This is a genomic window from Pedobacter sp. HMWF019, from assembly GCF_003061025.1.
In the GTDB taxonomy this organism is placed as follows: Bacteria; Bacteroidota; Bacteroidia; order Sphingobacteriales; family Sphingobacteriaceae; genus Pedobacter.
Genome location: NZ_QAIL01000378.1, coordinates 1 through 12,093 on the forward strand (window position 1 = coordinate 1; position 12,093 = coordinate 12,093).

The 12,093-nt window shown below is 41.8% G+C and carries 13 protein-coding genes and 1 pseudogene; 3 read left to right on the top strand and 11 right to left on the bottom strand.

Annotation, left to right across the window (positions count from 1 at the left end):
- Together DBR11_RS20705 and DBR11_RS20710 are read right to left on the bottom strand one after the other, a co-directional pair.
- Nucleotides 1-324: DUF1634 domain-containing protein (locus tag DBR11_RS20705; protein WP_233260849.1), on the bottom strand; the 324-nt coding region annotated here is incomplete at its 3' end.
- On the bottom strand, nucleotides 321-1,157 hold the full coding sequence (locus DBR11_RS20710; protein ID WP_108554525.1) for a sulfite exporter TauE/SafE family protein: 837 nt from the start codon (nucleotides 1,155-1,157) through the stop codon (nucleotides 321-323). The genes DBR11_RS20710 and DBR11_RS20705, both read right to left, overlap by 4 nt.
- An 80-nt stretch (nucleotides 1,158-1,237) precedes the next feature.
- On the opposite strand from DBR11_RS20710, the gene DBR11_RS20715 reads away from it, so the two are divergent.
- Nucleotides 1,238-1,846, top strand: a complete 609-nt coding sequence (locus DBR11_RS20715) for a hypothetical protein (RefSeq protein WP_108554526.1) — start codon at nucleotides 1,238-1,240, stop codon at nucleotides 1,844-1,846.
- 98 nt (nucleotides 1,847-1,944) lie between these two features.
- Here DBR11_RS20715 and rpsJ read toward each other — a convergent pair whose 3' ends face one another.
- The 6 genes from rpsJ to DBR11_RS20750 all read right to left on the bottom strand — a co-directional run bounded on the left by rpsJ (nucleotide 1,945) and on the right by DBR11_RS20750 (nucleotide 7,097).
- Complete coding sequence (gene rpsJ / locus DBR11_RS20720) at nucleotides 1,945-2,250, bottom strand: 30S ribosomal protein S10 (RefSeq protein WP_008244591.1); 306 nt, start codon at nucleotides 2,248-2,250, stop codon at nucleotides 1,945-1,947.
- 62 nt (nucleotides 2,251-2,312) lie between these two features.
- Nucleotides 2,313-4,427, bottom strand: a complete 2,115-nt coding sequence (gene fusA / locus DBR11_RS20725; protein ID WP_108554527.1) for an elongation factor G — start codon at nucleotides 4,425-4,427, stop codon at nucleotides 2,313-2,315.
- An 18-nt stretch (nucleotides 4,428-4,445) separates the two neighbouring features.
- Nucleotides 4,446-4,913: a 30S ribosomal protein S7 gene (rpsG, locus tag DBR11_RS20730; RefSeq protein WP_084287544.1), complete on the bottom strand. Its 468-nt coding sequence runs from the start codon at nucleotides 4,911-4,913 to the stop codon at nucleotides 4,446-4,448.
- 16 nt (nucleotides 4,914-4,929) lie between these two features.
- The gene (gene rpsL, locus DBR11_RS20735; RefSeq protein ID WP_008244597.1) at nucleotides 4,930-5,343 is read right to left on the bottom strand and encodes a 30S ribosomal protein S12; all 414 of its coding nucleotides are present in this window, start codon (nucleotides 5,341-5,343) and stop codon (nucleotides 4,930-4,932) included.
- 755 nt (nucleotides 5,344-6,098) lie between these two features.
- Entirely contained in the window at nucleotides 6,099-6,794 is a 696-nt protein-coding gene (locus DBR11_RS20745; RefSeq protein ID WP_108554529.1) for a carboxypeptidase-like regulatory domain-containing protein, read from the bottom strand.
- A gap of 78 nt (nucleotides 6,795-6,872) precedes the next feature.
- Nucleotides 6,873-7,097, bottom strand: coding sequence for a VF530 family DNA-binding protein (locus DBR11_RS20750; RefSeq protein ID WP_108554530.1), 225 nt, complete (start codon nucleotides 7,095-7,097; stop codon nucleotides 6,873-6,875).
- Nucleotides 7,098-7,154: 57 nt separating this feature from the next.
- Between DBR11_RS20750 and DBR11_RS20755 the strand changes: the two genes are divergently transcribed.
- Nucleotides 7,155-7,793 (top strand): hypothetical protein, encoded by a 639-nt coding sequence (locus DBR11_RS20755; protein WP_108554531.1) that lies wholly within the window; start codon nucleotides 7,155-7,157, stop codon nucleotides 7,791-7,793.
- 60 nt (nucleotides 7,794-7,853) lie between these two features.
- On the top strand, nucleotides 7,854-9,125 hold the full coding sequence (locus tag DBR11_RS20760; protein ID WP_108554532.1) for a mechanosensitive ion channel family protein: 1,272 nt from the start codon (nucleotides 7,854-7,856) through the stop codon (nucleotides 9,123-9,125).
- A gap of 21 nt (nucleotides 9,126-9,146) precedes the next feature.
- On the opposite strand, the gene DBR11_RS20765 is transcribed toward DBR11_RS20760, so the two are convergent.
- The 3 genes and pseudogenes from DBR11_RS20765 to DBR11_RS30270 all read right to left on the bottom strand — a co-directional run.
- Nucleotides 9,147-11,117, bottom strand: a complete 1,971-nt coding sequence (locus DBR11_RS20765; protein ID WP_108554533.1) for a M1 family metallopeptidase — start codon at nucleotides 11,115-11,117, stop codon at nucleotides 9,147-9,149.
- Nucleotides 11,118-11,184: 67 nt separating this feature from the next.
- Nucleotides 11,185-11,928 (bottom strand): hypothetical protein, encoded by a 744-nt coding sequence (locus DBR11_RS20770; RefSeq protein WP_108554534.1) that lies wholly within the window; start codon nucleotides 11,926-11,928, stop codon nucleotides 11,185-11,187.
- 68 nt (nucleotides 11,929-11,996) lie between these two features.
- Nucleotides 11,997-12,093: pseudogene (locus DBR11_RS30270) on the bottom strand (arsenate reductase); the annotation flags it as partial.

Sequence of the window (12,093 nt, forward strand, 5' to 3'; positions counted from 1 at the left end):
CATATAATCCCGTTCAATCAGAAAGCTAAAGATAGAAAAAACAACTCTTGTTATTGGCGTAAAAATCAGTAAAAGCACGCCAAATTGTATAACTGCCTGACTATCCATACGTTTTATTCCTTCAAAAATAGCCAGAATAGAAGCATACTGATTCTTTGACGAGTCAAATACCTTGTAATCAACCAAACCCTTTCCATGGTGCAGAAGATAAATTATTCCACCCAATAATACCACAGACATGGATAAAATAACCCCCACTCTAAGCAAGGTACCCAATATCACCTGTACATCCTTATCAGCAAAATAGTGTTTTGACTTTTTCATAATTTACCAGATAAGCCATTATAAATCATCTGCAGAGCTAAGATAACCACCACTACAGCAAATATTACTTTCAATTTATCAGTCTTTGCTTTAACCAGGATCTTAGAACCTATCGTTGCGCCCAACAAAACACCCACGGTTACAGGCATCGCTATACCTGGGTCTATTTGCCCCCGGTGCAGATAAACTACAGCACTCGCAGCAGCTGTAACCCCCATCATAAAGTTACTGGTTGTTGTAGAGACCTTAAACGGAATTCTCATGATATTGTCCATTGCGACCACTTTTAAGGCTCCGGAACCAATGCCAAGCAAACCAGAAATGATACCTGCAAAGAACATCATCACAAAACCACCAATCACATTATGCACCCCATATTTCTTTTCTCCTGCCTCGGTAGGATAGCTGCCGTTCAATTTAAAAAAACCAGCAATTTTACCAGAAGCATCTGTATCAGAATGATCTACCTTTTTCTTTAGCATCATGGCTGCAGAAAAAAGCAAGATTAATCCGAAGATCACAGCAATATAACTGGGGTTAATAAACACCGTGATTACTGCACCAAAGATGGCACTTATAGTTGTTGCGATCTCCAGGAACATCCCGATCCTGATATTGGTGATTCCCTCCTTTACATAAGCTGCGGCAGAACCGGAAGAGGTCGCAATTACAGATACAATGGAGGCACCAATGGCATAATGGATATCTACACCTAAAGCAAGGGTTAGCAACGGAATTATGATTACACCCCCTCCCAAACCAGTTAAAGAACCTACCAGGCCAGCCAGAAAAGCTCCAGCCAAAACAATAACTGTAAATAGTAGTACCGACATCCCGACAAATATACCATCTACAATTAAAACACAATAAAATTAAAATATTTATGTTAAATTAAGCAAACCAATCCTATGTTATGAAAAGATTTATACTTCCTTTATTCGCAGCAATTTGTTTACTGCTGATTACGCAAGTCACTTTTGCTCAAGACACTACAAAAACAGACCCTTCTCTTTCCGGTCAGTACCAGTTCATGTTGTCAAAGTCAAAAACACTCTATGGCGCTAAATTAATCAACCCAGCCAGACTGTCTGGTCTTTGGAAAAATGTAAAAGACACCATAAATACAGAAAGAAAACAACTCGTTGCATCCAAAGCAAAAATTAAAGAGCAGCAAAAAACCATCACAGACCTAAAGGCCCAGATAGAAGGCAAAGAAAGCTCTCTGGCGAGCTCGAATGCAAAACTGAATGAGATTAGCTTTCTGGGCATTCCCTTTACCAAATCGACTTATAACAGCATTGTGTGGACACTAATCGTTGTACTGGCACTTGCCCTTGCATTTGTGGTGGTCCGTTCTGCTAAACACATTCATGAAGCCAAATACAGGTCTACCCTATACCAGGAAATAGCTGATGAATACCAGGCCTATAAAGTAAAAGCCAATGACAAAGAGAAAAAATTAGCCCGGGAATTACAGGACGAACGCAATAAACTTGAAGATTATAAAAGCAGGGAGCGTTAATAAACGCTAGCCATCATCCCCGCGCAGGCCGGCATCACGTCAAACAAAAGGCCTCTGCAAATAAATGCAGAGGCCTTTTGTTCAATTAAGTATCGTCATTAAACTTTGATTTCTACTTCAACACCGCTAGGTAATTCAAGTTTCATCAAAGCATCAACTGTCTTAGAGTTAGAGCTATAAATATCTAACAAACGTTTGTATGCACACAATTGAAACTGCTCACGAGCCTTTTTGTTCACGTGCGGTGAACGCAAAACTGTAAAGATTTTCTTTTCTGTAGGCAACGGAATTGGTCCGCTAACCACTGCACCCGTAGGTTTAACAGTTTTTACGATTTTCTCAGCAGATTTATCTACCAGGTTGTAATCGTAAGATTTTAATTTGATCCTGATTCTTTGGCTCATCTTATTTATTTAATTAAGGCGGCCTGTTAGAGCTATTAATAACAGGCTGCCGGTGTTATTTATTAATCTGAAGATTTAACTTTTCCTTTTGATTTCGCAATCACCTCTTCCTGAACGTTTTTAGGCGCTGGATCGTAGTGATCGAATTCCATTGTAGAAGTTGCACGACCAGAAGTAATTGTACGTAACTGAGTTACATAACCAAACATTTCTGAAAGTGGAACCAAGGCTTTAATTACCTGAGAACCATTACGTGTATCCATACCTTGCAGCTGGCCACGACGACGGTTTAAGTCTCCCATAACATCACCCATGTTTTCTTCTGGTGTAAGCACCTCAATTTTCATGATCGGCTCCATTAATACCGGTTTACACTTAGGCAATGCCTCACGGAATGCTGAACGAGCAGCAATCTCGAAAGATAAAGCATCTGAATCGACCGCGTGGAATGAACCATCAATCAAACGAACCTTCATATCAGGAAGCGGGTAACCTGCAACTACACCATTAGACATGGCAGCAGCAAAACCTTTTTCTACAGAAGGGATAAACTCACGAGGAATAGATCCACCCACGATTTCGTTTACGAACTGCAATCCGCCTTTTTCGTAATCTGCATCAATAGGAGAAATAATAACCTGAATATCCGCGAATTTACCACGACCACCTGTTTGCTTCTTATAAGTTTCACGGTGTTGAGTTGTACCAGTAATTGCCTCTTTATAAGCAACCTGAGGAGCTCCCTGGTTAACTTCTACTTTGAATTCGCGTCTTAAACGGTCAATCAAAATATCTAAGTGAAGCTCACCCATACCAGAGATAACAGTCTGACCAGTTTCCTCATCAGTTTGAACCCTGAAAGTTGGATCTTCTTCAGCCAGTTTACCTAAAGCCATACCTAATTTATCTACGTCAGCCTGAGTTTTAGGCTCAATAGCCAAACCGATAACCGGCTCAGGGAAGTTCATGGATTCCAGAATAATCGGGTTTTTCTCATCGCAAAGCGTATCACCAGTTTTGATATCTTTAAATCCTACTACCGCAGCAATATCACCAGCACCTACATTAGGGATTGGATTTTGCTTGTTGGCGTGCATTTGGAAGATACGGGAAATACGCTCTTTGTTCTCAGAACGTGCATTGTACACATAAGAACCTGCTTCAAGATTACCTGAATATACACGGATAAAGCACAAACGACCTACGAAAGGATCTGTTGCAATTTTAAAAGCTAAAGCTGCAAAAGGCTCTTTTTCATCAGGTTTACGTAATACTTCCTCACCAGTATTTGGATTGATACCCGTTACACCTTCTTGATCCATAGGTGAAGGCAATAACTCCATCACATAATCAAGCATAGTTTGTACACCTTTGTTTTTGAAAGATGAACCACAAACCATAGGTACAATTTTAGCATCCAATACAGCCTGACGCAAAGCGTCTAAAACTTCACGCTCAGTAATGGTTTCAGGGGCTTCGAAGAATTTCTCCATCAAAGTCTCATCATATTCCGCTACTGATTCCAGCAATTTCTCTCTCCACTCAGCAACCTCATCCAGCATATCTTCAGGAATTGGCACTTCAGTAAAGGTCATTCCTTTATCATGCTCATTCCAAACGATACCACGGTTGTTGATCAAATCAACTACACCTTTAAAGCTGTCTTCAGCACCAATAGGCAATTGCAGAGGAACTGCATTGCTTCCCAGCATGTCTTTAACCTGTTTAACAACTTTTAAGAAATCTGCTCCGGAACGGTCCATTTTATTTACGAAACCAATACGGGCAACGTTGTAGTTGTTGGCTAAACGCCAGTTGGTTTCAGATTGAGGCTCAACACCGTCAACTGCTGAAAACAAGAATACCAAACCATCTAATACACGTAACGAACGGTTTACCTCTACGGTAAAATCCACGTGTCCCGGTGTATCAATAATGTTGATATGGTAGTTCTGTCCTCTGTATTTCCAACCTACAGTTGTTGCTGCAGAAGTGATCGTGATACCACGTTCCTGCTCTTGTGCCATCCAGTCCATTGTTGCAGCACCTTCGTGCACCTCTCCAATTTTGTGACTAACACCAGCATAATAAAGGATACGCTCTGTTGTTGTGGTTTTACCCGCATCAATGTGAGCTGCAATCCCAATGTTTCTTGTGTATTTTAAATCTCTTGACATTTTATGATTCTACTTGGATTAGAAACGGAAATGAGAGAACGCTTTGTTGGCTTCAGCCATTTTATGCGTATCTTCTTTTTTCTTAACTGCTGCACCTTCACCTTTAGCTGCTGAAACGATTTCACCTGCTAATTTTTCTTTCATTGTTTTTTCTCCACGTTTACGAGCGTAAGAAATTAACCATTTCATGCCTAAAGCAATTTTACGGTCAGGTCTTACCTCTGTAGGTACCTGGAAGTTTGCACCACCCACACGACGAGATTTAACCTCTACAGCAGGCATTACATTTGTTAAAGCACGTTTCCATACTTCTAATCCATTCTCACCAGATTTTTTCTCTGCCAATTCAACAGCATCATAAAAAATAGAATAAGCGATAGATTTTTTTCCGTCAAACATCATGTTGTTAACGAAACGGGTCACCTGAACATCGTTAAATTTCGGATCAGGAAGAATGATTCTCTTTTTTGGTTTTGATTTTCTCATTTTTTTGTCCTCCTAATTATTTCTTTTTACCTTTTGTTGGTGCCGCAGCTACTTGTCCTGGCTTAGGACGTTTTGTTCCGTATTTAGAACGACGTTGGTTACGACCAGCTACTCCTGAAGTATCTAATGCTCCACGAATGATGTGGTAACGTACTCCAGGTAAATCTTTAACACGACCACCACGGATCAATACGATTGAGTGCTCCTGTAAGTTGTGACCTTCACCAGGGATATAGGCATTCACCTCTTTACCATTGGTTAAACGTACACGGGCAACTTTACGCATTGCTGAGTTTGGTTTTTTAGGGGTAGTGGTGTACACACGTGTACATACACCTCTTCGCTGTGGACAGCTGTCCAACGCCGGAGACTTACTCTTGAACTCCAGTGCTACTCTACCTTTTCTAACTAATTGTTGAATGGTTGGCATTGTTCTTTTGTTGTTTTCTATTAATGTTTAAAAACTTTACCCCTCACTAAGGGACTGCAAAGGTAAGACAATACAATTTATAAATCAAGTCGTTAGCAAATAAAATCTGATTTTTCCTCCGGGGATAATTTTAACGCGGTTGTTGTTCTGTATAACGGATTTACTTCTTTCAGCAATAAGGAGCGCTGAGCTGCAAATTTAGAAATCAATGGATTTAATTAAGAAATTTACAGGGAGTTTAATAAAAAAACAGAGAAGTTGCCGGGTGCTTAATTTAAAAAAGAAGGATAAGCTCGAAGGCTGCTTAAGCTTAGGCGGGCAGAAAAGCCCGCAAACCTTAAAAGGCCTTCTCCCTTACACCTTCTTTTTTTCCGGATTTCAAGCCTAATCAGACTTGCTGTATATATCCTGCTCTGGTTGTGCACGCCAGCACATCAACAGGATTGAAAAACAACAAACTTAGAACTGCATACATGTAAACTTATTCCAATATAGAATAATCAGGGCAAACCAGACGTGCAAAAAAACCGCATCATGCCTGGTCTCCTCCCTCCCTCTGCAATTTGCTAAGGAAAATTCTCGTACGCTGCAGAAAGGCCTCAGAGATCTGCGGCTTTTTCAGCCGCCTGATATCGTTAGCCTTGAAGCAGCTGTACAGAATTTTCCGGCCTAATTCCGCCTTCCTCATATCGTTAGCCTTGAAGCAGCGTACAAGGGTTTCCGACCTAATTTAGCCCCTAAAATCTGTTGTGTTGTTAATGTAAATCTGGCATTGCTCTTTTTTCCGGAGGCAAGTCCTTAAATTCCTTGTAAGAATTCATGATATAAAACTTAAGATCTTCCTGATCCATTTTATTGAGTACTTCCAAAGTAGGACGGTAACGCGTCATGAAAGCATCCAGATCAGTGCCTTTAAGAGGAGTAAGTGCCGTTACAGCCGCGTTGTTAAACCTGGCATCGATCTTCCGCTCTGTTTTCTCCTTTTCCAGTTTCCGCTTCAATCTCCGGGCCTCTTTCCCTTCCTTGCCAAAGTACGCAGAAGGCGAAAATCCAAAAGGCTTGTTCACTTCCAGCCGGGTAGGATCCGCTTTACGGTAAACATCCGCATATTCGATCTCCGGGTTAAATGTTTTTGCTTTGATCTCTACGGTATTCAAAGTTTTACGATCTGCAGTCAAATACCTTTTCACAGGGCTCATATTCACCAGGAAAAGTGTATCTGGTAAATACCCCGGCTGAAAAAATATAATGACCTGATTGGCGACAGCATTGATCTTAAACCTTCCCTTCGCATCCGTGACAGTACTATGCCCAGTATTTCTATTAAAAACCTGTACCTGTTCCAGTGGGTACCTTGAATTTCGGTCCGACACAGTTCCTTTCAGCTGCTGCCCATGAACGCCCAGGCTCAGCAGGGCAAAGGATAAAAAAAGAGTAAATCTGTTGATCATACTTAAAGTTAAGCATTAAATCAGGTATTTAATAGAGATCAACCGGAATCAATACACCGATTTAACAATTTTTACGCTCTAATGAAAAGTGTTCAGGTAAAGACGCTCTACCTTTTTACGTGCCCAATCCGTTTTGCGTAAAAAACGAAGACTGGAATTCATTGTCGGATTGTTATTGAAACAAGCAATACGGATCAGCTGGCCGAGTTCCTCCCAGCCGTAATGCCAAACCAGCTGTTTTAAAATAAACTCCAGTGTTTTCCCGTGCAGGGGATTATTTACCTGTTCTTCTGCATTTGCCATGCTGCAAAATTAGGAAGAATGAGGTAGATTTCATTCAATTTTATCTAAGTTTGAATTATGCAATTAAAATTAGGTGATTTTGTTCGTTTTGTAGACGAGAATATAGAAGGGTATATTACCCGCATCATTGACAAAGATATGATCGGTGTAACAGATAACAACGACTTTGAGATACCCGTAATGGCTTCAAAAGTAACGCTTGTACACGGGGATATCCCAGATGAAAGCGGTATAGTTAAAAACAGGACGGAAACCACTGTTCCAGAAGCCGTTTTTATCGATGAAGGCATATACCTTGGATTGGTGAGCGACCAGCACAGTCAGGCCGTTGCTCATTTCCATCTAGTCAATGAAAGTTCTTATCAGCTTCTGCTCAGTTTCACCACAGAGAAGAACCAGCACTTTAAAGGGGAATTTGCAGGTGTCATTCCACCACATAAAGCCGTCCGGATCTTTTCTGCTAATATGGGAGACATACAATTATGGCCAAAATTCCAACTGGAAATTCTGTACCACACCCCGGCCAATATAGCTCCAAAAGAACCATTGATCTATCATCAGTCTCTGAAAGGTAAAGACCTATCTGTAGCTAAAGTAGATATCGCCCTACTTAAACAAAAAGGCTGGCTGATCCGTCTGGACCCACCGGCACCGGCAATCGATGCAGACAAACTTATTGCAAGCTTTTTTAAATAATTCTGGATTTTAAAATATTTTTCGTAATCTGTTGCCTCTACTTAATTTAACCCATTTTAAATGAAAGCAGCAGCAAACTACGATAGTCTCAATCACATCAGTCAGTACACTTACCAGCTCCTTTTGAAATGGGGAATACAGGAAAGCCTGGCTGTTTACATTAACCTGTTTGCACTTTTGACTCTATTGGTACTGCTGGTATACCTCCTGCAGTACCTGGTGAGACGCTTGCTGAGGATCGCACTGATCCGTGTTGCCAAACGCTCCAGGATAGATTTCTTCCACCATTTACTGGAAAACAGATTTCCACATTTTCTTGCCCTGAGTGTTCCGCTGATCCTGGTCAAAAATGCCATTCCAGCTGTCTTCATCCATTTCCCCGCGCTGATTTCTCCCTTAAACCAGCTCACAGACATCTATATGATTATCATCATCATCTGGATGATCATGTCCCTGCTTCGCTCCGGTGCAGATTCCCTGAGAAAAAAAACCACCTTCCGGGAAAAACCTATAGAGAGCTACCTGCAGGTCATCCGCATATTTTTGTTCCTGTTCGGCGCAATATTGATGTTCTCCAACCTCACCGGAAAATCTCCGGTCGCCTTTTTCTCCGCAATGGGCGCCATTTCAGCAGTCTTGTTACTCATGTTTAAAGACACCATCATGGGCTTTGTAGCTAGTATACAGGTCAGTGCAAATGATATTGTCCGCATCGGAGACTGGATCACCATGACCAAATATGGAGCCGATGGTGATGTGATAGAAATCAACCTCACCACTGTAAAAGTCCAGAACTTTGACAAAACCATCACCACCATCCCCACTTATTCCCTGATTTCAGACTCCTTCCAGAACTGGAGAGGGATGCAGGAAACCGGAGGAAGAAGGATTAAACGGGCCATCTACATCAAACAGTCCACTATACGTTTCATTACCGATGAAGAGGCAGAAGCATTTAAAAGAATCCAAACCCTCAGTGCCTATATTGATCACCGGAAAAAAGACATTGACAAGAACAATGAACGTATTGGTGCTGACAAAAGTCTGCTGATCAACGGCCGAAACCTAACCAATGCCGGGCTCTACCGGAAGTACATAGACAACTACATCAGCAACCACTCTGGAACACACAAACGGATGACCATGATGGTCAGACACCTGGCCCCAACGGCAACCGGACTACCTATAGAAATTTATGCCTTTACCAGCACCACCAAATGGGCGGATTACGAATACATTATGGCCGACATTTTCGATCATCTTTTAGCTTCTGCAAGATATTTCGATCTGGAGATCTTTGAACTCGAAGGCGCCAGCAGCAGCCACGCTTAAGGAAACTCCGCTACAATAAGATTACTTACTCCAGGTGTTGTTGTCGGGATTAACATCTGGCAGTACCTTATCCGGATCCAATACTACAGACACCACTTCTTCGTTTGTCGGATAGTGTACGATCCAGCTGCTGTTCCTCATCCATACATCCACAGGAAGCTTAACAATATCTTTCTTTCCACTAGCCGTCGTGATCTGTAAAATAACGGGCATCGGCATTTTTTCCAAATTCGCCACGACAATATTATAACCATCTGCAACTCCATTTTTCTTTGCTGGCGCTACACTGGTAATCGCCTGGTCCATCCTCCAGCTCTCCAGAAACCAACCTCTCCAAAACCAGGAAAGATCTTCGCCGGCACCATTATCCATAGAACGGAAAAAATCAAAAGGTGTAGGGTGTTTAAATGCCCAATGCTTAATATAATTCTGAAAAGCATAGTCGAAACGATCTGCACCAAGCACCTGGTCCCTCAGTATTTTCAATCCCCAGGAAGGTTTATAGTATAAGTTCAAGCCAATATTTCTTTCCTTCATCCCGTCAGGGCTCAGCATAATAGACTCCACACCCGGACTTCCCATAAACCTGGCATTCGCATGCATATCCACTGGTGCATTCTTATACTCTCCATTATTAAAAGCATCATTAGATAAGCCATTGATAAAAGTATTGAAACCCTCATCCATCCAGCCATACTTACGTTCATTACTCCCTACGATCATAGGGAACCAGGTATGACCAAATTCATGATCAATAACACCCCAGGTTTCAGAAGTTTTTGCCTTCCACCCGCAAAAAACGATACCAGGATATTCCATACCGCTAACATTTGAAGCAATATTTACCGCCATTGGATAAGGATACTCAAACCATTTTCGAGAATAATGTTCAATAGCACCTTTCACATACTCCACACCTCGCCCATAACTGTCATTACCGTTACTCTCTACAGGTTGCGCCGAAACGGCCAGCGCCTTTTTACCACTTGGTAAATTGATCCTGGCGGCATCCAGTACAAATGCTTTTGAAGAAGCCCAGGCCACATCTCTGGTGTTGTTCATTTTAAACCTCCAGGTCAATCTGTCCTTAGCCGGGCGAGACTTCGGATCCGTCACTTCCGCTTCCGAGCGGATACTTACCTTTTGATCACTCGACTTTGCCGCATTCCAGCGGCTCAGTTGCTGCGCAGTAAACACTTCCTGGGGATTCAATAATTCACCAGACCCCATCACCAGATGACTTGCCGGTGCATTCACGGTAAAATCTACATCACCATATTCACAATAGAACTCAGATGCCCCCCAGTAAGGCAGGGTATTCCAGCCCAGTACATCGTCATAAACACACATTCTCGGAAACCATTGCGCAATTGTATAAATTTCTCCGTTTTTGGTTTCCAGATGCCCCATCCGGTCAGACCCATTGGCCGGGATCACAAAAGAATAATCTATTTTAATACTGATTACTTCTCCTGCTGCCAAAGGCTCTTCAAGACGGATCTGCATTCTTGTATCTTCGATAATGGGGGTGAATTTAACTGCCTTACCTTTTTGAGAAACTATGGGATCTTTCAAACGATAGCCACCGTCTACCTTTTCTCCCCTTGCACCATAACGACTTCCTGGAGGGATGAGTGCAGCCCCCCTCGACTTTTCTGAAAATAAGTTCTGGTCCAGCTGCAGCCAAAGATAAGGTAGCTTATCGGGGCTGTTGTTTTTATAGGTAATGACTACTGTACCTGTAACAGTATTCTTAACCTCATCCAGCGTAGCCGCTATATTATAGTCGGCACGATTCTGCCAGTATTTTGGTCCCGGGTAACCACTTGCAGAACGGTATTCATTTCCATTCTGGGTATAGAATAATGGTCCAAATGCAGCATGAGCATCATAGTTACCATCAGTAGGATTGTTTTGTTGTGCTGTGCTGCTTAAACTTAAAGCACAGAGCAGAATTAAAACCCACCGGGGTTTTGAAGACTTCCAGTTCATGAATCAATAATTTACGGTTGACAGAAGTAAATGTATTAAATCCATTTGATGCTTCTGCAATGTAACGTTAGTTTTGCTTCAGTTTCTGGATAGGTACCGGCTTCCTTTCCTCCGGAGTCATTTTCAACCAGCGGTGATAAGCCTGTGCAATATAAAAGGAATAATTAAATGGGCGCTCTCCTTTAACTAGTGGAACAGAGGGCCTGAACATAGACATAAAATCTTTGAGCTCCTGGCCTTTCAACTTGACCAGATCACTAACCGTTTGCTCGTTAAAGTTGTTATTGATTTCTGTTTCGTAAACATCCCGCTCCTCGAGTGCCCGCAACTTGGCCTGTTCCCTTTTATATTTCCCGTAGCCCAAAGATAAGATCAACCCTCCTGCACGGTCGCCGTTCTTTTTACCATCCAAACCATCTGTAGAAACCCGGGTAACCTCCTTAGCATTTTCCTGATTTTTCTTCAGGTCCAGATAAGGAGAAAGCTTTGCACTAACAATACTTACTTCTTTCAGGTTCTTAGAATTTACTGGCAAAAATATAGTCTTGGGATTTAAGTCTGTTAGAAACAGTGTGTCTGTATGGTAACCCACCAGGGAAAACTCTATGAGATCCCCTTTACTGGCAGCTATCGTAAACTGGCCCGAAGCCTTAGTTACGGCAACCTGTTTGGTGTTCAAATTTCTAACGGCTACCTGCTGTAACGGAAAAGTCTTATTATCGAAATCATAAACAGTTCCGTTTACATTTCCCTGTGCCATTAATTTAATGGGCAGCAGCAATACAAGCGCAATTATCAGTCTTTTAACCATGGTCAAATTTAATACAGTTTTAGTACCTGCACAGCTATTTAACAAAAAATAACAACAAAAGGATTCAACTATTTGAAAAGGGCTCTATATTGATCTTCATTGAAGCTCAAAAGAATGGCTTTTCCATCCCTTTCTATCACCGGACGTTTGATTGCACTCGTATGC

Bases quoted from the DNA above. Each gene is read 5' to 3' on its own strand.
- DBR11_RS20710 (WP_108554525.1), bottom strand. From the start codon at position 1,157: ATGTCGGTACTACTATTTACAGTTATTGTTTTGGCTGGAGCTTTTCTG.
- DBR11_RS20715 (WP_108554526.1), top strand. From the start codon at position 1,238: ATGAAAAGATTTATACTTCCTTTATTCGCAGCAATTTGTTTACTGCTG.
- rpsJ (WP_008244591.1), bottom strand. From the start codon at position 2,250: ATGAGCCAAAGAATCAGGATCAAATTAAAATCTTACGATTACAACCTG.
- fusA (WP_108554527.1), bottom strand. From the start codon at position 4,427: ATGTCAAGAGATTTAAAATACACAAGAAACATTGGGATTGCAGCTCAC.
- rpsG (WP_084287544.1), bottom strand. From the start codon at position 4,913: ATGAGAAAATCAAAACCAAAAAAGAGAATCATTCTTCCTGATCCGAAA.
- rpsL (WP_008244597.1), bottom strand. From the start codon at position 5,343: ATGCCAACCATTCAACAATTAGTTAGAAAAGGTAGAGTAGCACTGGAG.
- DBR11_RS20745 (WP_108554529.1), bottom strand. From the start codon at position 6,794: ATGATCAACAGATTTACTCTTTTTTTATCCTTTGCCCTGCTGAGCCTG.
- DBR11_RS20750 (WP_108554530.1), bottom strand. From the start codon at position 7,097: ATGGCAAATGCAGAAGAACAGGTAAATAATCCCCTGCACGGGAAAACA.
- DBR11_RS20755 (WP_108554531.1), top strand. From the start codon at position 7,155: ATGCAATTAAAATTAGGTGATTTTGTTCGTTTTGTAGACGAGAATATA.
- DBR11_RS20760 (WP_108554532.1), top strand. From the start codon at position 7,854: ATGAAAGCAGCAGCAAACTACGATAGTCTCAATCACATCAGTCAGTAC.
- DBR11_RS20765 (WP_108554533.1), bottom strand. From the start codon at position 11,117: ATGAACTGGAAGTCTTCAAAACCCCGGTGGGTTTTAATTCTGCTCTGT.
- DBR11_RS20770 (WP_108554534.1), bottom strand. From the start codon at position 11,928: ATGGTTAAAAGACTGATAATTGCGCTTGTATTGCTGCTGCCCATTAAA.